Origin of the sequence: Micromonospora sp. NPDC051196 (assembly GCF_040682415.1) — a bacterium.
Taxonomy (GTDB): Bacteria; Actinomycetota; Actinomycetes; order Mycobacteriales; family Micromonosporaceae; genus Micromonospora.
In genome coordinates this window covers 218,854-241,919 of sequence record NZ_JBFBAY010000008.1, presented here as the reverse complement: position 1 = coordinate 241,919, position 23,066 = coordinate 218,854, and the positions used below count along the sequence as shown (strand labels likewise).

The following is a 23,066-nucleotide window of genomic DNA, read 5'->3' as shown; positions in this document are numbered from 1 at the left end:
ATATGGCCGACCTGTACGCCAACTTCGCGGAGTTGTCCGCGGCTGAGGTTGAGGGGGTGGACTATTCGCGTACGTCGGTACGGCCGGCGGGTGCGACCTGGGCGTCCATCGCGATCCACGGTGGTGGTATCGAGGCCGGGTCGGGTGAGGTGGCGCGGGCTGTCGCCGGCGACGACGGCCGGATGGCGTACTACGAGTTTGCGGGGTTGAAGCCGGCCGACAACTTCGACACGCTGCACATCACGTCGACGAACTTCGACGAGCCTCAGGCACTGTCGCTGGTGTCGGGCGCGGATCGGATCCTGTCGTGGCACGGGTACGCCGGCACCACCGGAGTGGCCGAGACAGCGATCGGCGGTCTGGACGGCCGGCTGCGGGACCTGGTCGCCGCGGCGTTGACCGCCGCCGGATACGCCGTGGTGTCGGCGCCGTCCGAGATCGCGGGCACGAACGTACAGAACATCTGCAACCGGGGCCGGAGCGGGGCCGGAGTGCAACTGGAGATGAGCCGCGCGCTACGGGAGAGCTTCTTCCCCGGCGGTGACACCAGCCGGGCGATGCGGGAGTCCGGCCAGCGGACAGCCGCGTTCTGGGCGTACGTGGCAGCCGTCCAGTCGGTGCTGGTGCTGCCGCTCTCCTACGACCCGCAGCTGTCCCGCGTCCGGATGGCGGGTGTCGCCCCTGGGCTGGGCGACACCTTCACCGGCCGCACCGTGGTCGACGACTGGGGCCAGGCCGAGTCGGGTCAGGTGTGGCTGCGCTCTGGCGCGGCCAACGCCTTCCAGGTGACCGGCGGCGTGGGTCAGCACGTCCTGGGTGCGACGAACACCTCTCGCTGGTCCCTGGCGGCCACCTCGCTGCTGGATGTAGATGTGGCGGCGTCGGTGTCCACCGGCGTGCTGGCGACCGGTGGTGGCCACTTCCTCGCGCTGGTCGCTCGGTCTACCGATGACGGGGCGACCTGCTACCTGGCCCGGGTTGAGTTCTCCGCCACCGCAACGGTGATCCTGACGCTGCGGCGGCGGGTGTCCGGCACGGAGACGCTGATCTCCCAGCACACCACCAGCCTGACTCACGTGGCCAACACGCCAGTCAGGGTCCGGCTACAGGTGATCGGGTCGACGCTGCGCGCCAAAGCGTGGCTGGCCTCTGCGCCGGAGCCCGCCACCTGGCAGTTGACCGCTACCGACACCAACGTGACCGCGGCCGGTCGGGTCGGTGTGCGGTCGATCTTGTCTGCGGCGAACACGAACAGCCTGCCGGTGACGGCCAGCTGGGACGACATCGCCACTCAGGGCCAGGCTGTGGTCGAGCGGTCCACGTCCGGGATCCGCTGGTCGCCGGTGCGGGGTGGTCTGGGTCTGGATGGCACCGCCGGCGAGGACCTGCGCCTGGACGACTACGAGTTCGTCGACGCGGTACCGACCCGGTATCGGGTGCGGGTGGTCGAGCCGGAGACGGGCGCCACGTTGTGGGCGGAGTCGGAGCAGATCACGCCGGAGCTGGGCGGTGTGTGGCTCAAGAGCGTCGCCCGTCCGTTCCTCAACCGCGAGGTGATCGTCAAGGATTTCAGCGCCGTTGAGCGGGCCGCCCGCCACGGGGTGTTCGCCGTGGTGGGCAGGTCGGCGCCGGTGGTGGTGTCGGACCTGCGCGGCTCCCGGCAGTGGACAGTGGAGCTGCTCACCGAGACGCCGGCGGCCGCCGACGATCTGGACCTGGTCCTGGCTGCCGGGGACACCATGCTGATCCACACTCCGGCCGACTGTGACGTGCCGGGCGGCTACGTGGCGATCGATACCGTCAACATCAGCCGCCCGTCGAGGCGGTCCCGGCGGCGGGTGTTCGCGCTGCCGTGTACCGAGGTTGCGGCGCCGGGCCCCGACGTCGTAGGGGCGACGTTGACCTGTCAGACGGTGCTGAACACGTACGCGACGTGCGCGGACCTCCTCGCGGCCCATGCGACGTGCGCGGACCTGCTGGAGCTGATCGGCGACCCGGTCGACGTGGTGGTGCCATGAGACCCGTCTCGGCGGAGTTCCTCCGTACCGTCTGTGGCTCGCATCGCATGGTGATGGAAGCGCGGGTGGTCGCCCCAGGGCAGACCGGTGTCGCCCCGGACGGGCTGCTACTCGACGTCCAGGACGGCGATGTGCAGCTTGACGGCACCGCCGATGTGCGTTCCACGCTGGACATGACCGTGGTAGGAGCCGGCCTCTGGCCCACCCGGCCGTCCGATCCGCTGGCGCCGTACGGAAACGAGATCCACATCAGGAGAGGGATCCGGTACAGCGCGGGCCGCACCGAGTGGGTCAGCCTGGGGTACCACCGGATCGACACGCCAGCCCAGGATCAGGTGCCGGACGGGCCGATCCGGATCAGCGGCCAGGATCGGATGGCTGGTATCAAGGACTCGCGGCTGGTTGCGGCCCGCCAGTATCGGGTCGGGTCCACCGTCGGCGCCGTCGTCGAGCACCTGGTGCGCGAGGTCTATCCCAGTGCCGTGATCGAGTGGGATGACGACACGTCCGGCACCGTGCTACGTCGGTCGCTGATGGTCGAGCAGGACCGGTACGAGTTCCTGCACGAGCTGGTGACGGCGCACGCCAAGATCTGGTATTGGGATCACCGGGGGCATTTGGTGATCAAGAGTCCGCCGCCGTCGACGGCCCCGGTGGTCACGGTCGCCCACGGCCCGGGCGGGGTGCTGGTGCGTCTGGCCAGGGAGCTGAGCCGCGAGGGCGTCTACAACGGCATCGTGGTAACCGGGGAGGGCGCCGACACGGTGATCCCGGCCCGTGCCGTGGCGGTTGACAACGACCCGTCGTCGCCCACCTGGTGGTACGGGCCGTTCGGGCCCGTCCCTGACTTCTACGCCTCGCCGTTCATCGTCGATGACGGGCAGGCTCGTGCGGCGGCCTCAGCGATGTTGGCGGCGCGGCTCGGCACGCCCTACAACGTCGACTTCTCGATGGTGCCGAATCCGGCGTTGGAGCCGTGGGACCCGGTGCGGGTCACATTTCCGGGGCGGTCCGAGGTGCACGTGATCGAGCGCCTGACCGTCCCGCTGACTGCCAGCGGCGAGATGACCGCGACCAGCCGCGAGCAGACACTCATCAACATAGGGGTGATCGGATAATGCGCACCGATGATGTGGCGTCTCTGCTGGTGTTGCCTCCAGCCGATGGGATTGGGTTCCGTCAGGGTGTCGTAGTGGAGTGGGACCGGCAGACTGCCCAGAATCGGGTTCAGGTCGGCGGGTCGCTGATGCAGGATTTACCGATCCTCAACACGAATGAGGCGCTTTCGTTGGCGCCCGGGTCCGTCGTCGGGATTCTGACCTGCGGTTCGACTTGGTTTATTCTCGGCCGGATTACCATTCCGGGCAGTGTCGAGGCGGCGTCTGCTCTGTCGGCGGTTTTTGCGCAGATCCGTGTGGCCACCAACAACGAGGCCGGCACGCGCAACGACGCGACATACGGCGACCTGTCAGGCACGTCGGTGGGGCCTGAGGTGACCGTCACGATCAGCCCTGCCGGCCGTGCGCTGGTGTTCTGGACTGCCGACTACGGGCAGTCTTCCGACTGGAGGCCGATCGCGACCGGCGGTGTGTCAGTGGCGGTGTCGGGGGCCACGACGCGGGCCGCTGACGCCGCCTGGTCGCTCGGGAGTTTCTTGCAGCATCCTGTCGCCCCGAACCCCGGAGCCGCATTGATGGCTGGCGGGCATCAGGGCGCAATGATGTATTTGTTTGAGGACCTGACACCGGGATCGAATACATTCACGCTCAAATACCGGACCCGGTCCACGCCCGGCAACGTCGAATTTCAGTCCCGTCAAATCGCAGTGTTGGCCATGTAAAGGGGACCCAGTGAGCGGCGTTACCTCCAAATACCAATTCCCGTATCTGACCAGCGGGGATGAGCCCGATCTGCCCCTGGCCACTCAAGGGCTCGCCGAGGCGGTCGAGACCGTGATCGACGGCCTTGACGACGGAGCCCGGTACCTGCAGACGATCGTCTACAGCTCCACGGGCAGCCACACGTTCTCGAAGGCGTCGTATCCGCTGGCGCGGTACGCCCGGATCGAGTGTCAGGGCTCCGGCGGGGCCGGCGGTGGCACTGCGGCCACGTCGTCGGGGCAGACCGCCGCTGGCTCCGGTGGCGCCGGTGGGGACTGGTCGACGGCGTGGGTGGCGATGTCGTCGCTGGCGGCGTCAGTGACGGTGACCGTGCCGGCCGGCGCCACCGGCGCGGTCGGCAATGACGGCAACAACGGATCGTCGGCCAGCTTCGGTGGCCACTGCGTGGCCCCCGGTGGGGGCGGAGGGGTGGCGCTCGGCGCGGGGACCACCCCGGCCGGAGCCAACGGCGGGACCGCCTCGGGTACGACCCCGACGGGCGACTGGTACGCCAAGGGCCAGGGCGGCGGGCCCGCGTTCCGGGGCGGGGCAACCGGCGCGCTCTCCGGCCAGGGCGGCTCGTCGCACCGGGGCGGCGGCGGCCGCGGCAACGGAGTGACCACCGGCAACAACGGCGGCGTCGCGGGCGGCCTGTACGGCGGCGGCGGATCCGGCGCGGTCGCCGGCCCGTCCACGGCTGCGCAGTCCGGCGCCGGCGGCGCCCAGGGCATAGTCCTGGTGCACCTCTACGCCTGAGGGGTCGGCCAGACGTTCAGGTCGCATCCGTCGATCTTGTAGACGACTGGCCGCATGATCGGGGCCGGGCCTGAGCCAGCAGGGCAATCCTCCACATGCTCATGGCCGAGCAGGTGTCCGATCTCGTGCAGCACGATCCAGGTCCGCTGATCGTCGAGGGTGCCGCCGGCCGCGGCGAGCCGCGGACCGAGAGTGGTCCAGGCCTCGTCGGTGACGACGGCCAGACGATGCCCGCCGTGGGCGTAGCCGATCAGGCCCGGCATGGGCTGGGTACGCCAGGTGCCTGGGTGGACGATCCGCACGGTCAGATGGTCCAGATCCGTACGCCAACCGCGAGGGTCATTGACGATGCGGTGCACCTCGCGTGCGACCTCGGCCTGGTCGACGGCCAGTCCGTCGGCGACCTCCACGGCGGGTGGAGCGTAGGTCGGCGCCGAGGGCACGACGAAGACCGCCGCCCCCGCTGTGGTGGCGGGCGCGGCGGTCCAGGCGATGCCAGCGGCGGCCCACAATGCGGCCACGACGGCGACCAGTGCGATGAATAGCCGCCGATTCATGATCAAACCTTTCGATGTGGAGTCTGGCCGACTGTAAACGGCCCGCGCACGTAGCCGAGATAGGAGCCGCTCATGGCGTCATGGCGACTGGCTCGCAGCCTTGAGGTGCTGCGTGATGAGATCCGGGCCCTGCATCCGGGCACCACGGTGTGGACGATCGGCGACCAGGCGCATGCCGCAGGCGCCAGCGACCACAACCCCAACGCCCAGGGTGTCGTCTGCGCGGTCGACGTGCTCGGTGACAAGGGGCTGCGCCTGGCCGACTTCGCCGCGCAGTTGGTCGCCGCACCGAGGCACCCGGCGCTCAAGTACGTCATCTTCAACCGCCGGATCTGGAGCGTGGCCCGCGCGAGCGAGGGCTGGCGTACCTACACCGGCAGCAATCCGCACTCCACGCATGTGCACGTCAGCGTGGGCACCGGCCCGGACGGTAAGAGCGCCGGGCCGTACGACAACACCAGTCCGTGGGGGCTGGCGGGAGGGGGGCTCACAGTGGAAGCGATCAAGGGCTTGCAGCGAGCCGCGAAGGCCGCCGGGTTCGACCCGGGGCCGATCGACGGGGTCTGGGGCTCCAAGACGGAGGCAGCCGTCACCGCGGTGATGAAGGCGAGCGGCGCCCGGGGTCCGGCCGGGCCTGCTGGCCCGTCCGGTCCGGCGGGTCCGCGTGGCCCGCAGGGTGAGCCCGGTCCGGCTGGCCCGCCCGGGCGTACGCCGACCCGCATCGCGATCTCCGGCGAGGTCATCGCTACCTCCGAGCAGTCGTGACCGTGGGGCCGCAGCCGCGCCGATGGTCACGGGTCGCCGGCTACACCATGATGGCGTCCGCCGGCATCGGTGCCGCCGCGTACCCCACCCCCAGCGTCCAGGCGGCCACGGGGCCGCTCGTCTACCTCTGGGCCACATTCCTCGCCGTGGGCGGCGCTCTGGCGGCGTTCGGTGCCGCGACCGACCGTTGGATCGGTGAGCTGCTCGGACTCCCCCTGCTGTCGGCCTCGTTCGGCGCGTACGCCGTAGTGCTCGCCTCGACGGTGTCGATGGCGTCCGTGGTGGCTGCGCTCGCGCTCGGCGGATTCGGGCTGCTCCTGTGGGGTCGCTGGCGAGACGTGGCGGTAGTGCGCCTGGAGGCGACCCGTCAGGCCGAGTGAGGGGGGCCCGTGTCCACGTCTGAGGTGATCACCGCTGCGATTGCTGCACTGCTCGGCGGCGGCGGGCTGGCGTTCCTCCAGGCGCTGTTCTCCGGCGTCGGGTCGCTGCGGCAGGGGGCCCGGGCGCACGAGCGGGAGTCGGTGCGGGATCTGGCCAGGGCCCGCGACAAGGCCGACGATCGCGCCGAGTCCGCCGAGAGCGACCGGGACTACTGGCGGCAGGTGGCGGGTGGCTACGCCTACCAGCTGCGTCTTGCCGGTGTGGAGCCGATCCCACCGGACCCGGTCCCGCCGTCCGCGCGGGACCGCACTGCGAGAGTCTGAGGAGGCTCACCCATGCAGAGCAACTACAGCCCCAACCCCGACAGCACCGAGCCGGTCATGTCGGCTGCCGCGATCACCGCGGCGGTGACCGCCATGATCGCGCTGCTGGTGGCGTTCGGTCTGGAGCTCAGCGCCGATCAGCAGGCCGCGATCCTGGGTGTGGTCGCGGTGGTGGGGCCGCTGGTGGCGGGGTGGTGGGCGCGGCGTACCGCGTACGCCCCGGCGACGGTGGCGCGGCTGCTGCGCCGGTAGGATCGCCGATGCGGCACCGCCGGTGACGTCCCGGTAGGTACCGATGAACGTGCAAGGCCCCCGCTGGCTTCGGCCAGCGGGGGCGTTGCTGTGTTCAGCTAGGCGGTGGCTCCAGGCCCCCCGCTGGCAAGCACGACACCGGGGAACGCCGCGACGCGGAACGGGAGCCTGGTGATCTCTTCCCCTCCGATGGTGATCACGAAGGAGTAGGCGCTGGGCGACTCGAAGCGAACGCGGTCGAGGTTGATCGCGATCGGGAGGCTCTGAGCGTCACCGGCCTGGAGGTCCGGCGGCCGGCCCAGCGTGAACTGCGCCTGGATGCCCTCAGGAGCCCGCGCCGCAGTGCCGTCCGGAGCCGTCACCGTCGAGCCTAGGGGGATGCGCTTGCCGTCTTCGTCCTCAAGGCGGAGCTCGAGGACGTGTCCCTTGTTCGTCTCGGTGTAGGGGACGCTGATGACGCCAGCGACGGCGATCCTCGGCTGGATGAACGGGAAGATGTTGGTCGTCAGCAGGTTCCAGCCGCCACCGTGGATGTAGAGCTTGCCCTCGGGTGAGGAAGCGGTGTCACAGATCATCGCGTTGATCGTGAAGCCGCGAGGGGGATAGGTAGCCATCGTTGTCCTTCATCTAGACCGCCTGCCTGGCGGTGTCGTATACGCTGACCATGATGCACGTATGACATACCGTCGCGCAAGTTCGCTATTCTGTTTACGTCATGGCGCGTGCTGTACTACAAGCAAGGTGAGCCGGCGGGAATCCCCGCCGGGGCCCCTCCACCCCACCGCGAACCAGAGGGAGCGATCCATGCCCAGGGACCCACGCGACGCCGTGATCTCAGTCCGCATCTCCGAGGACGACCAAGCCCGACTCCGAGAGGTGGCCGCCGAACGAGGCACCTCCGTGTCGGCCCTTGTCCGTTCAGTGGTCTTGCGGGAGGTCTCGGTGGTACCGGCCGACGCGCCCACCTCGACCGCCTCCTCAGCCTCCGCAGCGCCGCGGACGGACCACGGGATCTACTGGACCGAGCAACCCGGTGCAGTGGTCCGGGGAGGAACCATCACCCTCTGAGATAGGCGACGGACCGGCCATCTGGCCGACGTCGGCCGGACAGTTCCGAGCAGCCAATGACAACGCCCCACACCTTGGCCGATTCGGCCGAGGTGTGGGGCCGTTTTATCGCCCAACCCCCTACATGACCTCGACTTCCGTGACCACAGCAGTCACCTTGTCCGACGACCGTCGCGTCGAGCCGAACTCTCGCTCGGCGATCCGATATGAGCCGTCGCCCTCCAGCTCGAATGTGCCGATCATCGGGTCTTCCAACCCTTTGAACTTGTAACTGAGTTCGTAGGTGGCGTCCGGATCCAGACCGGAGCCCGAGTACGTCAGGTCCGAGATCCGGAATTCCACGTTGCAGCCCGCCGAGCCGAAACACTGCTTGTCCAGCATCTTCACCTTGAGCTTGAAGTCGGACGGTTTGGGCGTCGGATACGAGGGTGCGGCGGCGCTCGTGGCGGGAGCAGCTGCGGCACTCGACCTCGGCGTGGGCGCGGCCGACTGCGCGACCTTCTTGTCTTCGTCAGCGGCGTCGCCGGCGGCGGCCAGAACGGCGGCGCAGCCACCGAAGCAGAGCAGCACGACCAGCGCGACAGCGCCGATGATCCAGGGCAGCTTGCTCTTCTTTTTGGCTGGCGGCATCGGAGGGCCGAGCGGGGGCGCAGGCTGAGGCGAAGGCTCGGGTAAAGCGGGCGGATTGGTCATGGGGCGCACGGTAGGTTCCTCCATCAATGTCGGTCTGTCGGGTCGGTGACTCACGGGGAGGGCTGGCCCCTTCGTTGGAGCCAGCCCCGGCTGTTTAGGGGGATAGGGGACGCTGCCCGGTCAGGGAAGCCGGCCGCGTCAGCTCGCGGCGGCGATCCGCTCGGCGCGCACGTCCCGGATCCGTCTCTTCGCGGTGGCCTCAGAAACCTCGAACTCGTCCATCACCTGCCGGACGATCTCCGCGTACGGGCAGCCACGGTCGAGCATCCGGCCGATCGCGTCCTCGATCGTTTCCGGTTCCTCGTCGACGAGGTCCAGGTGGACAGCCTCGTCTCGGTCCGGCGGTGGCCCGGCTGCGCGTACCCGCCGACCGTCCCGCTCGACGATTCGCCCCCACCACCCTGTGGTGTCACGGCTGGTGTCATCGGTGTCAGACACCACCGTGACCTGCGGGTTGACACCAAAATCGGTGTCACCCTCCCCGGTGGGGGAGGGGAGGCCCCGCCGCTCCCGGTAGTTGTAGTGGATGGTCGCGCCCGCGATGTAGATGGCGATGGCGATGCCCAGGGCGATCGGGCCGCCCCAGCCGCGGGTCGGTTCCTCGGCTGCGGCCAGCAAGGTCGTGGTCAGCATCAGGCAGCTCCGAACAGCAGTGCGGGTAGCGGGACGATGAGGTTCGTGGTGATGTCGAGCAGCGTGCGGGTGAAATCGCCAACCAGTCCTTGCGGCAGGTCGGACATGAGCCCGAGCGGTATGGCGACCAGCCACATCCGCAGGTTGAGCCGGTAGAGCGGGCTCTGCGGGAATGTCAGGGTGGCGAACCTGCCGAGCTTCTTGCTGCTCTTGACCGGTAGTAGGCAGCCGAGCGCGTAGATCCACAGCAGCGCGATCAGGAACCCGATGACTGCGTTGATGCTCGCGCCGGCAACGTAGGCCCCGTCGGTGGCGTCGAGCAGCGCCTGGATGACGTCTCGCAGTGCGCCGACGGTCGCCTGGTCGAGTGGGCTGCCGTCGAAGCCTTCTCGAATGGCCGGCACCGCGAGCACGAAGGCGATCCGGTCGCGGATGCTGTTGGGGCCGATCGACATGTAGTCGATGATCATGGCCAGGAGCAGCACGATCACGACACCGGTTGGGGACATGGTGTGCTCCATTACGCCCCCGTCCAGTCGAGCACCGTGGTGCCGCTCTTTGCGTCGCGGATCTCCAGGCGAGGGCTATCCATGGGCTCGTTCTCGGCGAGCGCGGCCCGGGTGAGCGCCTGCAGCAGCCGGTCGAGCATCCCGTCGACGCCGGGCCCTTCGAGATCGAGCTGGTAGATGTACCGACGCTTGTGCAGCACCTCGTACTGTCCGTCGAAGATGTGGACGCGATAGAGCCGGGCGCTCAACGGCTCGACTCCAGCTCCAGGTGGGAAGCCGAGGCGTAGATGCCAACCACGGCCAGGAGCACGGCACCGGCGGCGGTCCAGGCCAGTTCGTGCCGCTCGAAGATGATCGCGATGACGCAGCCGCCGATCGCGGCAACGGCCACGCCGGTGAGGGCACCGATGAGCCAGAGCCAGCGCACCGGCGCCGCAACATGGACGACCGGGGCGATCCCGGCGCGCCGCATCTCGCGGACCCGCCGGAGCAGGTCCTCCAGGGTCTCGGTGTGGGCGGTGACGGTGCGGCCGGTGATCGCCTGTAGCGGCGACTCCTCGGGGACGGTGCCGGTCGCGGTGTACGGGGCGTGCATGATGGTGTCCTCCTCTGGGAGATGCGGGCCCCGGCCGGGCTGTGGAAGGTGTGGCCGGGGCCCGCGGCTTGCTAGTTGGTCGACTCGAACGAGTGGCCGTTGACCGTCGACTGCGCCACGGTGCGCAGCTGATTGATGTGTCGGCGCAGCGTCGCCTCGGGGACATCCGCCGCACGGGCCGCGCCACGGATCGACACCCGCCGCGTCAGCACCGCGTCAGCGGCCTGCGCCAGAGCCGTGTCACGGTCGGCAGGCGGGGCGCTCACCGGGCGCCGCATCACCACCTCGCGGGCGCGCCGCTGCGGCGCGTCAACCCGCGTCAGGGAGCGCGTCACTGCAGACTGCGCAGGCTGAGCCGCAGGCGCGACGGGCGCGTCGCCAGGCTGTGTCACCGGCAGGGCCGGGGTGGCGTCACCGGGTGCGTCAACGGCGACCGGCGCGGACTGCGTCGCGAGCGGCGCGGTGAGGTCGAGGTCAGCGAGGCGGGGCGCGTCATCCCACGGCCGGGCCTTGCTGGCGTAGTCGACGATCACACCGATCAGCCAGGCGGTCACCGCCGCGCCGATCGCACCCACCGAGTGGGCCAGCGCTTCGCCGATCGCCGCAGCCGGACCATGCTCGCCGTTCCACCCGCCGAGCAGGTTCAGCAGCACGCTGATGCTCAGCGCGCCCCACTTCGTCACGTCCGCCCGCCAGTCGGTCTGCCCACCGGACATTCGCAGCGCGGACTTGACCAGGATGATCCCGACTGCCACCGCGATCAGCAGCGGCTCGACAGCCCATGCGGTCCACCATCCGGCCGACCCGGTCTCCAGGCCGAGCAGCGTGACCATGCCCCGCTGCACGCCGGGGGTGGAGTAGGCGGCGAACCCGGCGACCAGGGGCAGGCCGAGCAGCAGCGTGTACCGCCGGACTCCAGCGACACGGAGGGCGCGCACTTCGGCGGAGCGCTGGATGTCGGCGCGGATGCGGGCTCGGGTGCCGGATCGGGCGGCCCGCCGGTAGAGGGAGGCAAGTTCGGTGCCTTCGGTTTCGTCGCGGTCGCGCTCGCGACGGGCACGGCGGCGGGAGGTGGCCTGCTCGGTGATGTCGGCGAGGGCGGCCTTGTGCTCTGCACTGAGCCGGCGGCGCTCTCGCTGGTCGGTGCGCTGCACGTCGATGACGGCGCGCTCGGCGGCCAGCCGGGCGGCGAGCTGCTCGGCGTTCTCGGGCGTCGGCTTCATGCCGGCAAGCATGGCACAGGATTGACAGTTTCGGAAGTTCTGACAGACTCAGGACTCATGAGGCGTGCTCACCAGACCAGACCGGCAATCGGACTCCCCGGCGTACGTCTGCCAGACTTGGTGCACTCGACAGGTCTGATAGGGGGTCCGGTGGTAGGCGACGGCATATGGCTCGCACTCGGTGAGGTCCTCGCCAGACTTCGCGCCGCTGGCTTCTCCGAGTCCGAGTCGACGGTCCGGCGGATGATCGATGACGGGACGTTGGAGTCGTACCGGACCGAGCGGGGTGGGCACCGCCGCATCAGGGCGTCATCGGTGGACGAGTTGATCGATCGCCGCAACGCCAGCAAGTAGGCCCCGCACACAATTGCGCCCCACCAGCCCGAGCGGGCGGTGGGGCGCTTCGTCGTCTCTACTGGCTGGCCGGGTCAGCCGCGTCTAGCCGCCGCCGTTCGGCCCGCGCGTGCACCGGCCGCGCCCTGGCCAGTTCGGGGCAGCCATCGGAGCAGCAGCCGTCGCAGTGGCCGTCGCGGTGCCGGGCGACGATGACGGCGGCGGCCTGCTCGACCTCGGCCAGGGCCGGTTCGTCGTACATACTCGTCACGCCAGCCACCCCGCGATCCCGGCCAGCATCACGACCAGGACGATCCCGGCGGCGATCCAGCCGGCCACGAGTTGTCGGCGGTTCATCGTTGTGCCTCGGGTGTCGGCGGCGACGCTACGGGGCGCGGTTCGGCGAGTGCCTCCCACGGTGGTCGCGGACCATCACTCTTGTCTGGCTGGGCGCCCGTGCGGGCCGGGTACGCGGTGGCCGGCCCGGTTTGGTCGAGCAGAGCCTGCTGTCGTTTTGCCGTCCATCGCCACCGCACGGGTGCCGCCTCCCAGGGTCGGTCCCGGCGGCCGGGCCACTCTCGGCACCGACCGCCGGTCTCACCGTTCGCGGCGGCCGGGCCCACCTCGTGCCATGGATGGTGTGCCGCCGCGGTGAGGCCGGGCCGCGCACCGCGGGGACGGCGCACGGTAACCGGCGACTCACACTCTGAGGCTCCGTTGTAGATCGGCGATCAACCAGGGGCCGCAGCGACCAGCCAGCGACTACCCCCCGGTATCTGGTACGTGACGTACCACCTACGGCGTGCAGCCCACCAGTGCGGCCAGTCCCGCCAGCTCGGTGGACATCGCCCGCCGGCGGCCCTCGGCGATCTGTCGGACGACGTCTCGCGCGTACCGCTGGTGCCTCAGCCACGCCGGAGCACGGTCCTGCAGGTCCAGCAGCACCGCGGTGGCATCGGCGTACTGGCGCTGCTCGGCGTACGCCCACGCGACGTCCAGGCGGTGCCGCTGCCAGCTGGACCCGACCGGGGTAGGACCCGGTGGCACTGCCTCGGCCAGGGTCAGCACGGTGGCGGGGTCGCCGGCCACCGCGGCGTTCTCGACGCGCTGCATCTGCACTCGGCCGACGTCGAAGCCGCCGACCATCATCAGGTGGTCTGGCCCCGGCGCCCGGGTGCCGATCCGGACCGCCGCCGCGGCCGCCGCGTCGACCAGCTCCGCCGCGACGTCCGGGCGATTGTCGCGGGCGTGCGCGGCGGCGGCTCCCATGGCCAGCCAGCCCCATGCGGCGAACTCGGCTGGCGTCGCCCGGGAGAAGCGCGGCTCGATCTGGTCGGCCGTGCGTGTGGCCAGCTCGGCCGCCTCGGCGAGCCGGCCCTGACGCATCAGCAGCCAGCACATGCCCTGCATGACGGTGGCGGCCACGACCTGGTCTCCGGCGGTCTCGGCGGCGTCGAGGGCGTCGGAGAGCGCGGTCTGAGCGAGGTCGCCGGCCCTGAGCTGAATCAAGAGGTTCCCGGTCAGATGGAGGGTGCGGGCCTGGAGCAACAGCGCGGCCGGCCGAGCGTCGTCGGCAGCCAGCCCGGCGGCGGCCCGGACGTCGAGCAGCAGCGGCGGCAGTGTGCTGAGCGTGGTCGCGTAGTCGTTGGCCTGGTACGCCCGGTCGGCGACGTGAAGCCGTCGGCGGAGGACGTCGACGGGCTGCGGCTCACCGGCCGGCGCGGCGAGAGTAGCTCCGCCGAGGCCGCGGACCGGGGCGACGGCACGGCGGATCTCCGCGAGGGAGAGCGGCCGGTGGTCGGGTTCGGCTCGGGCTGCTGCCTCGGCCTGGTCGCCGATCAGCGCGCTGGTCGGGAGGCCGAGGGCCCGGGCGAGAGCGTGGTAGGTGTCCATCCGGGCGGAGCGGCGGACACCCTGCTCCAGTTTGCGGATGGTCTCGACGGAGATCCCGGACCGTTCGGCGAGCTGCTCCTGGGTGAGGCTGGCGCGCTGCCGGTGGTCGCGGATGATGTCGCCGGTCTGTCGGATCATGGCGGGACTCCCCAGGTAGCGGTCTGGGCGGCGGCCCGCCGACCGCTACAACCGGCGAGGCCGCCACTTCCGACGGTACCGCCTGTCAGGTGCTCGGGTGAGGAACCGGGGGCCCGAGGATCCCAGGTACCTATGTGGTGGCCACTTCGTACCGTTCGAGGGTGATCGACTTCAGCGCGGAACGAGCTGTCTACCAGCAGCTCGCTGACCTGCTGCGCGCGTCGATTGAGGCTGGCGAGATCGCGCCAGGAGGGCTACTGCCGTCGAGTAAGCAGCTGGAACAGACGCACGGCGTGTCCAGAGAGACGGTGCGTCGTGCCCTGGCCGTGCTCCGCGCAGAGGGCCTTGTGGTGACGGAGCCCAGCTACGGTACGCGAGTGCGTGAGGCAGCGGAGCGTCGCCGGATCTCGGTGCCGCGCGGTGCGTCGATCGTTAGCGCGCCGGCGTCGCACGCACAGCGGCAGGCTCTCGGCGTCCCCGTTGGCGACCACGTTCTGGTGGTGATGATGGGCGGCCGGGTCGTCGGCGAGTACCCGGCATCAACGACTGAGTTGACGTGCCGGTAACGGGCAAGGGCGAGAGTTTCATCTATGAGTACGGCACCTTGACGACCGGGGGAACTCGCGTCAAGATCGGCGATCTCCGGCGTGCGCGCTGGAGAACCGTCGTCGGGCAAGGCTCTCACCCAGCCTGCCCGACGGCGGCCCCGATCTACTGGGCTGTGCGTCGCATCGGCACCACCCGGCCATCGCTTCCACCGCCGGCGCCGTCGACGAATCCGGCGGCGTAGTCCTTATCGCGGATCTGCTTCATCTCCTGGCGCAGCACCTCGATGCGCGCGACCGCCCGAGTCTCCGCCCTGGTTACGTAGTACAGGTTCCAGGCCCCGGCCACGACGACCGCGAGCACGGGGGACAGCGGGCCGTCGAGGGTGCCTGCCATCAGATGCGCCGTGACCGCCGCGGCGGTCACGGCGGTGGCCACGAGAAGCCAGACCTGGTCGGGACGGAGGGAGCTGGAGAGGCGGGTCTCCTGGTCGTCCATATGGGGTGAGCCTCCTGGGTTGCTGGCGGGTCGGCAGTGGAGGCAACGTCTCACCCTCGCGCCCCCACCGCGTGACAGCACGGTAACGGCACAAATTCACAAGGTCATCCCCTGTCCGCCCCCCAAGGGCAACCTTTGACGAATCAAGAATTGCCCGGGTGGCTGACAGGACATCGCCCTTAGTACTGGTTAAGTCGCCCTTACTAATTGATCAGATCCCGCCCATTACGTCGACGCGGTCATAGGCTCGCCGGGCTCGGGCGTTGCGTGCGGATCGGCCATAGTGGCGCAGCATCTGCGGCGAGTCCCAGCCAGCCAGAGCCATGAGGTCACCCTCGGCGCCGCCGGCGTCGAGCCACCGGTGCGCCCAGGTATGCCGGAGCAGGTGCGGGTGGATGGGGATTCCGAGGCGCTTCCCCCGCCGGACGATCGCCTGGTAAATGCCGTTGGGCGTCATGGCCTGCCGGCGCCGTACACCGAGCCACAGCGCGGATGTGAGCGCTGCGGCGGGGTGTTTGGCGCGCATTCTGAGGTACCGGTCGAGAGCCAGGGCAGCGCGCTGGTCGAACGGGACAACCCTCTGCCGGCTCCCCTTGCCGGTGACCACCGCCGTGCGGCCGTGCGGGCTGACGTCGTCGACCTGGAGCAGTGCCAGCTCGGCGAGGCGCACGCCGGCGGCGGCGAACAGGCGCAGGATCGCGGCATCGCGGCGAGACTCGAAGTCCCGCCCGCGCTCCGCGTCGGCGATCAGCGCCTGCAGCTGCTCAGGCGTGAGTACCGGCGGCGGGTTCTCGTCTGCTTTCGGCGGTGACGGCACCTCGATCTTGTCGAACAGATTCGGCTGGTCTTCCTCCTTGGCGTACCAGGCGAAGAACTGTTGGAGGCCTCGCGCGACGTGGTTGACGTACCCCTTGCCGTACCCCCGGCAGGTGGCCGGAGCGGCGGCCGTGCGGTCCAGGGCGTGAGGGCAGGGCTTCCGGTCCGACGCCGGTTCGGCGAGCCAGGCGAAGAATCCCCGGACGTGGTCACGGTCGACCTGATCCCAATCGGTCAGGTGGGGGTGTTTGGCCAGCAGCCAGCTGGCCAGGAACGCGGCCGCGTCGACATAGCCGGCGACAGTCCGTGGACTGCGGCGGGCCGCTTGGAGGCTGAGCGTCCAGGAGGCGATCCACGGCCGATAGTGACCGGGGTCTCCTCGCCGGACCTTGGGGTGTTGGCGGGTCATGCCTCACACCCTCGTCCGCGCTCCCACCTGCACGGATCCACCGCGAAGTGCATAAGCGGGTAGTCCCTAAGCATCGTACGGTTTGCCTCTCAGGAAGGCTCACCGACGTTTGTGCAGGTCAGGGATATATTGAGCCCCCGGCCGGGATCGAACCGGCGACATCCCGCTTACAAGGCGGGTGCTCTGGCCAGCTGAGCTACAGGGGCAGTGTCCGTGGTCAGCATAGCGACCGGCGTCCGCTTTTCCCGCCCGGCAGGGGTCCCGAGCACGGGAAACGTCGACATCCCGACCTGCGAACGTCGATTCGTGTCCGACCGTGCCCGACTGACCGGAATGCGTATGCCGTCCGTCCCATCCACTGTTCCGCACCTTGGCAGCGTGGCAAAAGCCGTTTACCGTGCAGTGGCACGGACGACATGGGTGATCGTGATCTCATGACGGCCGTGGCACCGGTGCGGCCCCCGCACCGGTCGCACCTTCACTCGGATCGTCCGGCACGTTCCTGCCGGTGAAAGGATGCACCCCCTCATGGCTACGGTCACCTACGCGAAGGCGTCCCGGATCTACCCGGGCACCGAACGCCCCGCGGTCAACCAGCTCGACCTCCAGATCGGCGACGGCGAGTTCCTCGTCCTGGTCGGCCCGTCGGGCTGCGGTAAGTCCACCAGCCTGCGCATGCTGGCCGGCCTGGAGGACGTCGACGACGGCGCGATCTACATCGACGACCGGGACGTCACCCACCTGCCGCCGAAGGCCCGCGACATCGCCATGGTCTTCCAGAACTACGCGCTCTACCCGCACATGACGGTGTACGAGAACATGGCGTTCGCCCTCAAGCTGCGCAAGACCTCGAAGTCGGAGATCGACCGGCGGGTCAAGGAGGCGGCGGCGCTGCTCCAGCTGGAGGAGTACCTCAGCCGTAAGCCCAAGGCGCTCTCCGGCGGTCAGCGCCAGCGGGTCGCGATGGGCCGGGCCATCGTCCGGGAGCCCCAGGTCTTCCTGATGGACGAGCCGCTGTCGAACCTCGACGCCAAGCTGCGGGTGCAGACCCGTACCCAGATCGCCTCGTTGCAGGCCAAGCTCGGCATCACCACCGTCTACGTGACCCACGACCAGGTCGAGGCCATGACGATGGGTCACCGGGTGGCGGTCATGCTCGACGGTGTGCTCCAGCAGGTCGACACGCCGCGTGCGCTCTACGACACCCCGGCCAACGTCTTCGTCGCCGGCTTCATCGGTTCGCCGGCCATGAACATCAAGACGGTCCCGCTGACCGAGCAGGGTGCCGCCTTCGCCGAGATGTTCATCCCGCTGACCCGGGAGCAGGTCGAGGCGGCCAACGCCGAGGGCGGTGCCGGCAAGGTGACCGTCGGCTTCCGGCCGGAGGACTGCGACATCGTCAGCCCGACCGAGGGCGGCATGCCGGTCGTGGTCGAGCTGGTCGAGGACCTCGGTTCGGACGCCAACGTCTACGGTCACGCCGCGCTGGACGGCGCCTCCGAGCGGTTCGTGGTCCGGACCGACCGGCGGAACATGCCGAACATGGGCGAGACGATCTTCGTCAAGCCGCGTGCCGGCCAGAACCACGCCTTCCACGCCACCACCGGCAAGCGCATCTGACGTAGCAACCGCGAAAGGGCGGCCCGCCTACCCGGCGGGCCGCCCTTTGTCGTTCGCCTTCCCTGCTGCGGCAGGACCGCAGTCGGCAGCGACAGGACCGCAGTCGTCGTCCCGGCGTCAGCCCTCGGCAGCCCGGCGACGAGCCACCTCGGCGAGGGTGACCGCGGCGGCCACACTCGCGTTGAGCGACTCCACCTCGGAGATCATCGGGATGCTGACGGTCAGGTCGCAGGTCTGTCCGACCAGCCGGGACAGCCCTCGCCCCTCCGAGCCGACCACCACGACCAGCGGGCCGACCGCGGCCTCCAGGTCGTACAGGTCGGTTTCGCCGTCGGCGTCCAGGCCGACCACCATGAAGCCGGCGTCCCGGCACGCCTTCAACGACCGGGTCAGGTTGGTGACCTGGGCCACCGGCACCCGAGCCGCCGCACCGGCGCTGGTCCGCCAGGCGGTCGCGGTGATCCCGGCCGCCCGCCGTTCCGGTACGAAGACACCCTGCGCGCCGAACGCGGCGGCCGACCGGATCACCGCGCCGAGGTTGCGCGGATCGGTCACTCCGTCCAGCGCCACCAGCAGCGGCGCCGACTGCTCCAGCGCGGCGGCGACCAGATCCTCGAACGGCTCGTACGCGAACGGCGGCACCTGGAGGCCGACGCCCTGGTGCAGCACGCCCCCGGTCATCCGGTCCAGTTCGGCGCGGCTGACCTCAAGGATGGCGATGCCCCGGTCGGCGGCGGTACGGATGATTTCGTTGACCCGGTCGTCCATCTCGATGCCCTGCGCGGTGTAGAGCGCCGTGGCCGGCACCTGGGCGCGCAGCGCCTCCAGCACCGGGTTACGACCGACCAGCAGCTCCGGTGTGTCCTTGGCCGGGTTCGACTTGCGCCCTGGCGCGACCCGGGGACCACCACGTCCGGCGGGCTGCTTGCCGCGAGCCGGTTTCGGAGTGGCTGTACCCCGGCCGCCGCCCCGACCCCAGGTGGTGTCCTTGGAGCCCGGCATGCCGATCTTCGGGGCGCGCCCCTCCTCGGCCGCCGCGCGGCGCTCCTTCTCCTGCTTCCAGGCGGTGCGCTGGGGCAGTTTCTCCGTACCGGAGTACGCCTTGTGCCAGGGCCGCTCGTCAGCGGGCAGGGTACGGCCCCGACCGGCGAGGGAGTCCTTGTTCTTGCCGCCGGAGCCCTTGGGTGCGCTCGCCTTCGACGCCACCCGCCGACCACGGCGCTGCGAATTGCCGGCCATCAGTCATGCTCTCCAATTGTCCAACGCGGGCCTGCGGGGGTGTCCTCGACCACCACTCCGGCCCGCTTGAGTTGGTCCCGCAGCGCGTCGGCGGCGGCCCAGTCCTTGCGGACGCGGGCCTGCGCGCGCTGTTCCAGAGCGAGGGCGACCAGGGAGTCGACCACACCACGGAGGTCGCTCGCCCCGGCGCCACCGGTCCACGCCGGGTCGAGGGGGTCGACGCCGAGGATATCCAGCATCGCGCGGATACTGGCGAGCGCCGTGCGGACGGTCACATCGTCCCCGCCGGCCAGCGCGTTGTTGCCGTCGCGCAGCACGTCGTGCAGCACCGCCAACGCTGCCGAGGTGTTCAGGTCGTCGTCCATCGCTGCGGCGAACGCGGCCGGCAACTCGCCGAGTTGACCGACGCCCAACCGCTCGACGGCCCGCTGCACGAAACCCTCGATCCGCCGGTACGCGACGGCCGCCTCGCGCAGGGCGTCCTCCGAGTAGTCGATCCGGGAACGGTAGTGCGCGGCGACGTAGTAGTAGCGCAGCTCGACCGGCCGTACCCCGAGCCCGGCGACGTACGCCAGGTCGAGCGTGTTGCCCAGCGACTTACCCATCTTGGTGCCACCGATGCCGAGCAGGCCGTGGTGCACCCAGTAGCGGGCGAAGGGCAGGTCGGCGGCCTGGGACTGGGCCAGTTCGTTCTCGTGGTGCGGGAAGATCAGGTCGAGCCCACCACCGTGGATGTCGAACTCCGCACCCAGGTAACGCCGGCACATCGCCGAGCACTCGATGTGCCAACCGGGTCGACCCCGCCCCCACGGTGACGGCCAGTAGGCGTCCGCCGGCTCGTCCGGCTTGACGCCCTTCCAGAGCGCGAAGTCGCGCGGATCGCGTTTGCCCCGCTCGGGGGCGTCGCAGGCGGACTGCATCTCGTCCGGTGACTGGTTGGACAACGCGCCGTACGCCGGCCACGAGCGCACGTCGAAGTACACGTCGCCGGAGTCGTCGGTGGCCGGGTAGGCGTGCCCCCGCTCGATCAACTGCGCGATCAGTTGGTGCATCTCGGGGATGTGCCCGGTGGCTCGCGGCTCGTAGGTCGGCGGCAACACGTTCAACGCCCGGTACGCCTCGGCGAGCTTCAACTCGTTGGCGTACGCGATCGACCAGAACGGTCGCCCCTGCTCCTGCGCCTTGACCAGGATCTTGTCGTCGATGTCGGTCACGTTCCGGATGAAGGTGACCTGGAATCCTGCGGCCAGCAGCCAACGACGCAGCACGTCGTAGTTGACGCCGGAGCGAAGATGGCCGATGTGTGGCGGCGCCTGAAGAGTGAGCCCACACAGGTAGACCCCCACCTTGCCGGCTTCCCGCGGAACGAAGTCCCGCACCGATCGGGTGGCGGTGTCATACAAGCGAAGCGTCACCGTACAAGGGTAGCCGTCCGTCGTTTTCCCGGTCGGCCGGAGCCGGGTCGTACGCTGCTGATCGTGACTTCCCCCGCGGCACCCGGCACCGACCCGCCCACGCCCGCCACGCCCGGCCCCGAACGCCCCACCGCCCCGGTCGGCGGCACGGCGGCCGGCGGTGTGGGCGGCGGCGTTGTGGCGGCCGGCGGTGTGGGCGGCGGCGGCGCTGTGGCGGCCGGCGGCGCCGTGGGCGGGGAGACCTCGCAGACATTGGACCGAGGGCTGCGACTGCTGCACCTGGTAGCGGACGCGCCCGGTGGGCTCACCGTCACGGAGGCGGCGAACCGGCTGGGCATCGGGCGGGCTGCGGTCTACCGGCTGGTCGCACCGTTGGCCGGGCACGGGATGCTGCGCCGTGACGCCGACGGTCGGCTACGCCTGGGGGCCGGGGTGCTGCATCTGGCCCGGCGCGCCCAGCCACTGCTCGCCGAGGGCGCGCTGCCTGCCCTGCGGCGCCTCGCCGAGCAGGCGGGAGCGACCGCGCACCTCACCGTCGTCGAGGGCGGTGAGGGGGTCGCGCTGGCGGTGGTCGAGCCGAGTTGGACGTCGTTCCACGTGGCATACCGGACCGGGGCCCGGCACCCGTTGGAACGGGGCGCCGCCGGGCAGGCCATCCTCGCCGGACGATCCGGCGCCGCCGGCCCGGTGAGCACCGTCGGCGAACTGCAACCCGGCGCGTACGGGGTGGCAGCCCCGGTACTCGGGGTGCCCGGCCTGGAGGCGAGTGTCGGGGTGGTGGCACTCGCACCGCTGGATGCCGAGGCGGTCGGCGCTCAGGTGCTCGCCGCCGCCACCGCGATCGCCACCGCCCTCCGCTGACACAGGCTCACCCTCGACCAGCGATCCCACTCCCGTCCACGCACGCCCCCGACGCGCGGTTTCGGCGGAACGGCGGCATCCGTTGGCGGTGGAAACCGCTATTTCGCCGAAACGGCGTGAGCTCCTCCCACGGCAGCCGGGGCTTTGGCGTGGGAGAAGCCCGCGACAGCGGGGCTGTGGGGTGGGTCTATACCACAGGGGAACTGTGGCGCCTGGGTTATCCACAAGGGTTGCCGATCATGCGAGCGTGGCTTGTCCACAGGGGTCCCGAAGGGCCGATGCCAGGCCGCACGGTGGAGGAATGCCTCCTTCCCCGTACCGACCGGCTGCCCTCGCGTGGCAGGTGTTCCGCGGTTCCGAGGCGATCAGCGACCGCCTGATCACCCGGCACCAGCTTCGCGGTGCGTCCTGGGTCCGCCTGATGCACGACGTGTACGCCGACGCCCGCCTCGACCGCGATCACGAGTTGCTCTGCCGAGCGGCCTCGCTGCGATTACCACCCGGCGTGCTGATGGCGGGACCGTCAGCGGCCTACCTGCACGGCATCGAGCACGCCGCGACCTTCACCGACGAGGTCCACGTCCTGGCACCGATGCGGTTCCGGCTCGGCTCGCAGCGCGGCATCCGGGTCCACACCCTCGGTCCACGGCAGCCGCCGCGCACCGGCGCGGGAAACCAGCCGTGTCCCGCGTCACCCCACGACTCAGCCGGACAACCCGCACTCCGACCGCCTTCCACCGCCGCACCCAACCAACAGCCCGTCCAACCAGCCGCTATCGCCGCAGCCAGCCAGCCCAGCCACCAGCGAGCCTCGGCCGCCGCACCCGACCAGCGCAGCCTCCAGCCAACCGTCGTCACAGCCACCCAGCGCAATGCCCAACCGACGACCACGGCAGCCGACCAGCGCGGCCACCAGCCAACCACCACGGCAGCCGGCCAACACGACCACCAGCCGACCGCTATCGACGATGCGGAAAGCATCAGCCGCAGCGCGGCATCCGAGCAGCTCACCCGGCAACCAGCCACGGTCACCGTGTCGGGGCGATCGCAGCCCTTGCTCCGGTCGGATGTCATCTGCACGGCCTGGGAATGCGCGGTGTGGCTGGAGCCCGTACAGGCGGTCGGCATTATCGACGCCATGCTCCGGCAGAAGTTGGTCGACCACACCGGGCTGGACGCCGTGGCCAGGGCGAACGCGGGCCGGCCCGGGGGTCGGCGGGCCGAGTGGGTGTTCGGCCTGGCAGATGCGGGTGCGCAGTCGCCGCCCGAGTCGCAGCTACGGGTCCGGCTGATACTGGCCGGGCTACCCCGGCCGGTCACTCAGCATCCGGTGCGGCTGGCCAGCGGGCGAGTCCTGCATCCCGACCTGTGCTGGCCCGAGTACCGGGTGGCCGTCGAGTACGACGGGCACTGGCACAGCGATCCCGACCAGCTCCACCTCGACCGGCAGCGGCTCAACCAGTTGGTGGCGGCCGGCTGGCGGGTGCTGCACGTGACCAGCCGACGCCTGCACCGCGACTTCCCGGGGCTCGTGCGGGAGATCCGTACCGCCCTCGCCGCCGCCGGCTGGCGCCGATGACCCACTCCCCGCCCACCAAGCACGGGTCGTGCGGATGATCCGCTCCGTTACGGCGAAGTGGCGGTC

27 protein-coding genes and 1 tRNA gene are annotated in these 23,066 nt (G+C 70.2%); 13 read left to right on the top strand and 15 right to left on the bottom strand.

What is annotated here, in order from left to right:
* The first annotated feature begins 2 nt into the window (after positions 1-2).
* From AB0M35_RS18035 to AB0M35_RS18020, 4 genes are read left to right on the top strand one after another with little or no spacing between them, the layout of a single operon-like run.
* Positions 3-2,018: a poly-gamma-glutamate hydrolase family protein gene (locus AB0M35_RS18035; protein WP_363746588.1), complete on the top strand. Its 2,016-nt coding sequence runs from the start codon at positions 3-5 to the stop codon at positions 2,016-2,018.
* Positions 2,015-3,136, top strand: a complete 1,122-nt coding sequence (locus AB0M35_RS18030; protein ID WP_363746586.1) for a DUF5047 domain-containing protein — start codon at positions 2,015-2,017, stop codon at positions 3,134-3,136. Before AB0M35_RS18035 ends, AB0M35_RS18030 begins: the two co-directional genes overlap by 4 nt.
* Positions 3,136-3,858 carry a hypothetical protein gene (locus AB0M35_RS18025; protein ID WP_363746584.1) on the top strand — a complete coding sequence of 241 codons (723 nt, stop codon included), beginning with the start codon at positions 3,136-3,138 and terminating at the stop codon, positions 3,856-3,858. The genes AB0M35_RS18030 and AB0M35_RS18025 overlap by 1 nt, the downstream gene beginning before the upstream one ends.
* Positions 3,859-3,868: 10 nt before the next feature.
* On the top strand, positions 3,869-4,654 hold the full coding sequence (locus AB0M35_RS18020) for a hypothetical protein (RefSeq protein ID WP_363746583.1): 786 nt from the start codon (positions 3,869-3,871) through the stop codon (positions 4,652-4,654).
* Here AB0M35_RS18020 and AB0M35_RS18015 read toward each other — a convergent pair.
* Positions 4,645-5,211, bottom strand: a complete 567-nt coding sequence (locus AB0M35_RS18015) for a hypothetical protein (RefSeq protein ID WP_363746581.1) — start codon at positions 5,209-5,211, stop codon at positions 4,645-4,647. The genes AB0M35_RS18020 and AB0M35_RS18015 overlap by 10 nt on opposite strands.
* 72 nt (positions 5,212-5,283) lie before the next feature.
* Here AB0M35_RS18015 and AB0M35_RS18010 point away from each other — a divergent pair, with 72 nt between their 5' ends.
* Genes AB0M35_RS18010 through AB0M35_RS17995 form a run of 4 tightly spaced genes read left to right on the top strand, consistent with a single transcriptional unit; the run spans position 5,284 to position 6,932 of the window.
* Positions 5,284-5,976, top strand: a complete 693-nt coding sequence (locus AB0M35_RS18010) for a peptidoglycan-binding domain-containing protein (protein WP_363746579.1) — start codon at positions 5,284-5,286, stop codon at positions 5,974-5,976.
* The gene (locus AB0M35_RS18005) at positions 5,973-6,356 is read left to right on the top strand and encodes a hypothetical protein (protein ID WP_363746577.1); all 384 of its coding nucleotides are present in this window, start codon (positions 5,973-5,975) and stop codon (positions 6,354-6,356) included. The genes AB0M35_RS18010 and AB0M35_RS18005 overlap by 4 nt, the downstream gene beginning before the upstream one ends.
* A gap of 9 nt (positions 6,357-6,365) precedes the next feature.
* Complete coding sequence (locus tag AB0M35_RS18000) at positions 6,366-6,680, top strand: hypothetical protein (RefSeq protein WP_363746575.1); 315 nt, start codon at positions 6,366-6,368, stop codon at positions 6,678-6,680.
* 12 nt (positions 6,681-6,692) lie between these two features.
* Positions 6,693-6,932: a hypothetical protein gene (locus tag AB0M35_RS17995; RefSeq protein WP_363746573.1), complete on the top strand. Its 240-nt coding sequence runs from the start codon at positions 6,693-6,695 to the stop codon at positions 6,930-6,932.
* Between the two features lie 98 nt (positions 6,933-7,030).
* On the opposite strand, the gene AB0M35_RS17990 is transcribed toward AB0M35_RS17995, so the two are convergent.
* The 7 genes from AB0M35_RS17990 to AB0M35_RS17960 form a co-directional block, all read right to left on the bottom strand.
* On the bottom strand, positions 7,031-7,546 hold the full coding sequence (locus AB0M35_RS17990) for a hypothetical protein (protein WP_363746571.1): 516 nt from the start codon (positions 7,544-7,546) through the stop codon (positions 7,031-7,033).
* 574 nt (positions 7,547-8,120) lie between these two features.
* Positions 8,121-8,693: a hypothetical protein gene (locus tag AB0M35_RS17985; RefSeq protein WP_363746569.1), complete on the bottom strand. Its 573-nt coding sequence runs from the start codon at positions 8,691-8,693 to the stop codon at positions 8,121-8,123.
* Between the two features lie 138 nt (positions 8,694-8,831).
* Complete coding sequence (locus tag AB0M35_RS17980) at positions 8,832-9,326, bottom strand: hypothetical protein (protein ID WP_363746567.1); 495 nt, start codon at positions 9,324-9,326, stop codon at positions 8,832-8,834.
* On the bottom strand, positions 9,326-9,835 hold the full coding sequence (locus tag AB0M35_RS17975) for a hypothetical protein (protein ID WP_363746565.1): 510 nt from the start codon (positions 9,833-9,835) through the stop codon (positions 9,326-9,328). Before AB0M35_RS17975 ends, AB0M35_RS17980 begins: the two co-directional genes overlap by 1 nt.
* 11 nt (positions 9,836-9,846) lie before the next feature.
* Complete coding sequence (locus tag AB0M35_RS17970) at positions 9,847-10,083, bottom strand: hypothetical protein (RefSeq protein WP_363746563.1); 237 nt, start codon at positions 10,081-10,083, stop codon at positions 9,847-9,849.
* Positions 10,080-10,430 (bottom strand): hypothetical protein, encoded by a 351-nt coding sequence (locus AB0M35_RS17965; protein ID WP_363746562.1) that lies wholly within the window; start codon positions 10,428-10,430, stop codon positions 10,080-10,082. The genes AB0M35_RS17970 and AB0M35_RS17965 overlap by 4 nt, the downstream gene beginning before the upstream one ends.
* Before the next feature lie 71 nt (positions 10,431-10,501).
* Positions 10,502-11,653, bottom strand: a complete 1,152-nt coding sequence (locus AB0M35_RS17960; RefSeq protein WP_363746560.1) for a helix-turn-helix domain-containing protein — start codon at positions 11,651-11,653, stop codon at positions 10,502-10,504.
* 57 nt (positions 11,654-11,710) lie between these two features.
* Here AB0M35_RS17960 and AB0M35_RS17955 point away from each other — a divergent pair, with 57 nt between their 5' ends.
* Positions 11,711-12,007, top strand: coding sequence for a helix-turn-helix domain-containing protein (locus AB0M35_RS17955; RefSeq protein ID WP_363746558.1), 297 nt, complete (start codon positions 11,711-11,713; stop codon positions 12,005-12,007).
* A 58-nt stretch (positions 12,008-12,065) separates the two neighbouring features.
* Here the strand turns inward: AB0M35_RS17955 and AB0M35_RS17950 are convergent, their stop codons facing one another.
* A complete protein-coding gene (locus AB0M35_RS17950; protein WP_363746556.1) occupies positions 12,066-12,257 on the bottom strand; it encodes a hypothetical protein in 192 nt (63 codons plus the stop codon).
* 524 nt (positions 12,258-12,781) lie between these two features.
* On the bottom strand, positions 12,782-14,017 hold the full coding sequence (locus AB0M35_RS17945) for a helix-turn-helix transcriptional regulator (protein WP_363746554.1): 1,236 nt from the start codon (positions 14,015-14,017) through the stop codon (positions 12,782-12,784).
* 161 nt (positions 14,018-14,178) lie between these two features.
* Between AB0M35_RS17945 and AB0M35_RS17940 the strand changes: the two genes are divergently transcribed.
* Positions 14,179-14,583 (top strand): winged helix-turn-helix domain-containing protein, encoded by a 405-nt coding sequence (locus tag AB0M35_RS17940; RefSeq protein ID WP_363746553.1) that lies wholly within the window; start codon positions 14,179-14,181, stop codon positions 14,581-14,583.
* 145 nt (positions 14,584-14,728) lie between these two features.
* Here AB0M35_RS17940 and AB0M35_RS17935 read toward each other — a convergent pair whose 3' ends face one another.
* The 3 genes from AB0M35_RS17935 to AB0M35_RS17925 all read right to left on the bottom strand — a co-directional run bounded on the left by AB0M35_RS17935 (position 14,729) and on the right by AB0M35_RS17925 (position 16,492).
* Positions 14,729-15,061 carry a hypothetical protein gene (locus AB0M35_RS17935; protein WP_363746551.1) on the bottom strand — a complete coding sequence of 111 codons (333 nt, stop codon included), beginning with the start codon at positions 15,059-15,061 and terminating at the stop codon, positions 14,729-14,731.
* A gap of 211 nt (positions 15,062-15,272) precedes the next feature.
* Positions 15,273-16,286: a tyrosine-type recombinase/integrase gene (locus AB0M35_RS17930; RefSeq protein WP_363746549.1), complete on the bottom strand. Its 1,014-nt coding sequence runs from the start codon at positions 16,284-16,286 to the stop codon at positions 15,273-15,275.
* Between the two features lie 132 nt (positions 16,287-16,418).
* Positions 16,419-16,492: transfer RNA gene (locus AB0M35_RS17925), tRNA-Thr, on the bottom strand.
* Positions 16,493-16,814: 322 nt separating this feature from the next.
* Between AB0M35_RS17925 and ugpC the strand changes: the two genes are divergently transcribed.
* Positions 16,815-17,906, top strand: coding sequence for a sn-glycerol-3-phosphate ABC transporter ATP-binding protein UgpC (gene ugpC / locus AB0M35_RS17920; RefSeq protein WP_363746547.1), 1,092 nt, complete (start codon positions 16,815-16,817; stop codon positions 17,904-17,906).
* Positions 17,907-18,023: 117 nt separating this feature from the next.
* Here the strand turns inward: ugpC and rlmB are convergent, their stop codons facing one another.
* Both rlmB and cysS read right to left on the bottom strand, forming a co-directional pair.
* Positions 18,024-19,145 carry a 23S rRNA (guanosine(2251)-2'-O)-methyltransferase RlmB gene (gene rlmB / locus AB0M35_RS17915; protein ID WP_363746545.1) on the bottom strand — a complete coding sequence of 374 codons (1,122 nt, stop codon included), beginning with the start codon at positions 19,143-19,145 and terminating at the stop codon, positions 18,024-18,026.
* On the bottom strand, positions 19,145-20,560 hold the full coding sequence (gene cysS / locus AB0M35_RS17910; RefSeq protein ID WP_363746543.1) for a cysteine--tRNA ligase: 1,416 nt from the start codon (positions 20,558-20,560) through the stop codon (positions 19,145-19,147). The genes rlmB and cysS overlap by 1 nt, the downstream gene beginning before the upstream one ends.
* Before the next feature lie 192 nt (positions 20,561-20,752).
* On the opposite strand from cysS, the gene AB0M35_RS17905 reads away from it, so the two are divergent.
* Positions 20,753-21,421, top strand: coding sequence for a helix-turn-helix domain-containing protein (locus AB0M35_RS17905; protein WP_363746726.1), 669 nt, complete (start codon positions 20,753-20,755; stop codon positions 21,419-21,421).
* Positions 21,422-21,722: 301 nt separating this feature from the next.
* Positions 21,723-23,000, top strand: coding sequence for a hypothetical protein (locus AB0M35_RS17900; RefSeq protein WP_363746541.1), 1,278 nt, complete (start codon positions 21,723-21,725; stop codon positions 22,998-23,000).
* The last annotated feature ends 66 nt before the right edge of the window (positions 23,001-23,066 follow it).

Coding starts and splice junctions, on each gene's coding strand:
- AB0M35_RS17965 (WP_363746562.1), bottom strand. CDS start 10,430: ATGCACGCCCCGTACACCGCGACCGGCACCGTCCCCGAGGAGTCGCCG.
- AB0M35_RS17945 (WP_363746554.1), bottom strand. CDS start 14,017: ATGATCCGACAGACCGGCGACATCATCCGCGACCACCGGCAGCGCGCC.
- AB0M35_RS17955 (WP_363746558.1), top strand. CDS start 11,711: ATGAGGCGTGCTCACCAGACCAGACCGGCAATCGGACTCCCCGGCGTA.
- AB0M35_RS18035 (WP_363746588.1), top strand. CDS start 3: ATGGCCGACCTGTACGCCAACTTCGCGGAGTTGTCCGCGGCTGAGGTT.
- AB0M35_RS17930 (WP_363746549.1), bottom strand. CDS start 16,286: ATGACCCGCCAACACCCCAAGGTCCGGCGAGGAGACCCCGGTCACTAT.
- AB0M35_RS17960 (WP_363746560.1), bottom strand. CDS start 11,653: ATGAAGCCGACGCCCGAGAACGCCGAGCAGCTCGCCGCCCGGCTGGCC.
- AB0M35_RS17980 (WP_363746567.1), bottom strand. CDS start 9,326: ATGCTGACCACGACCTTGCTGGCCGCAGCCGAGGAACCGACCCGCGGC.
- AB0M35_RS18015 (WP_363746581.1), bottom strand. CDS start 5,211: ATGAATCGGCGGCTATTCATCGCACTGGTCGCCGTCGTGGCCGCATTG.
- AB0M35_RS17995 (WP_363746573.1), top strand. CDS start 6,693: ATGCAGAGCAACTACAGCCCCAACCCCGACAGCACCGAGCCGGTCATG.
- AB0M35_RS17990 (WP_363746571.1), bottom strand. CDS start 7,546: ATGGCTACCTATCCCCCTCGCGGCTTCACGATCAACGCGATGATCTGT.
- AB0M35_RS18010 (WP_363746579.1), top strand. CDS start 5,284: ATGGCGTCATGGCGACTGGCTCGCAGCCTTGAGGTGCTGCGTGATGAG.
- ugpC (WP_363746547.1), top strand. CDS start 16,815: ATGGCTACGGTCACCTACGCGAAGGCGTCCCGGATCTACCCGGGCACC.
- AB0M35_RS17900 (WP_363746541.1), top strand. CDS start 21,723: ATGCCTCCTTCCCCGTACCGACCGGCTGCCCTCGCGTGGCAGGTGTTC.
- AB0M35_RS18030 (WP_363746586.1), top strand. CDS start 2,015: ATGAGACCCGTCTCGGCGGAGTTCCTCCGTACCGTCTGTGGCTCGCAT.
- AB0M35_RS17975 (WP_363746565.1), bottom strand. CDS start 9,835: ATGTCCCCAACCGGTGTCGTGATCGTGCTGCTCCTGGCCATGATCATC.
- AB0M35_RS18025 (WP_363746584.1), top strand. CDS start 3,136: ATGCGCACCGATGATGTGGCGTCTCTGCTGGTGTTGCCTCCAGCCGAT.
- rlmB (WP_363746545.1), bottom strand. CDS start 19,145: ATGGCCGGCAATTCGCAGCGCCGTGGTCGGCGGGTGGCGTCGAAGGCG.
- AB0M35_RS17935 (WP_363746551.1), bottom strand. CDS start 15,061: ATGGACGACCAGGAGACCCGCCTCTCCAGCTCCCTCCGTCCCGACCAG.
- AB0M35_RS17985 (WP_363746569.1), bottom strand. CDS start 8,693: ATGACCAATCCGCCCGCTTTACCCGAGCCTTCGCCTCAGCCTGCGCCC.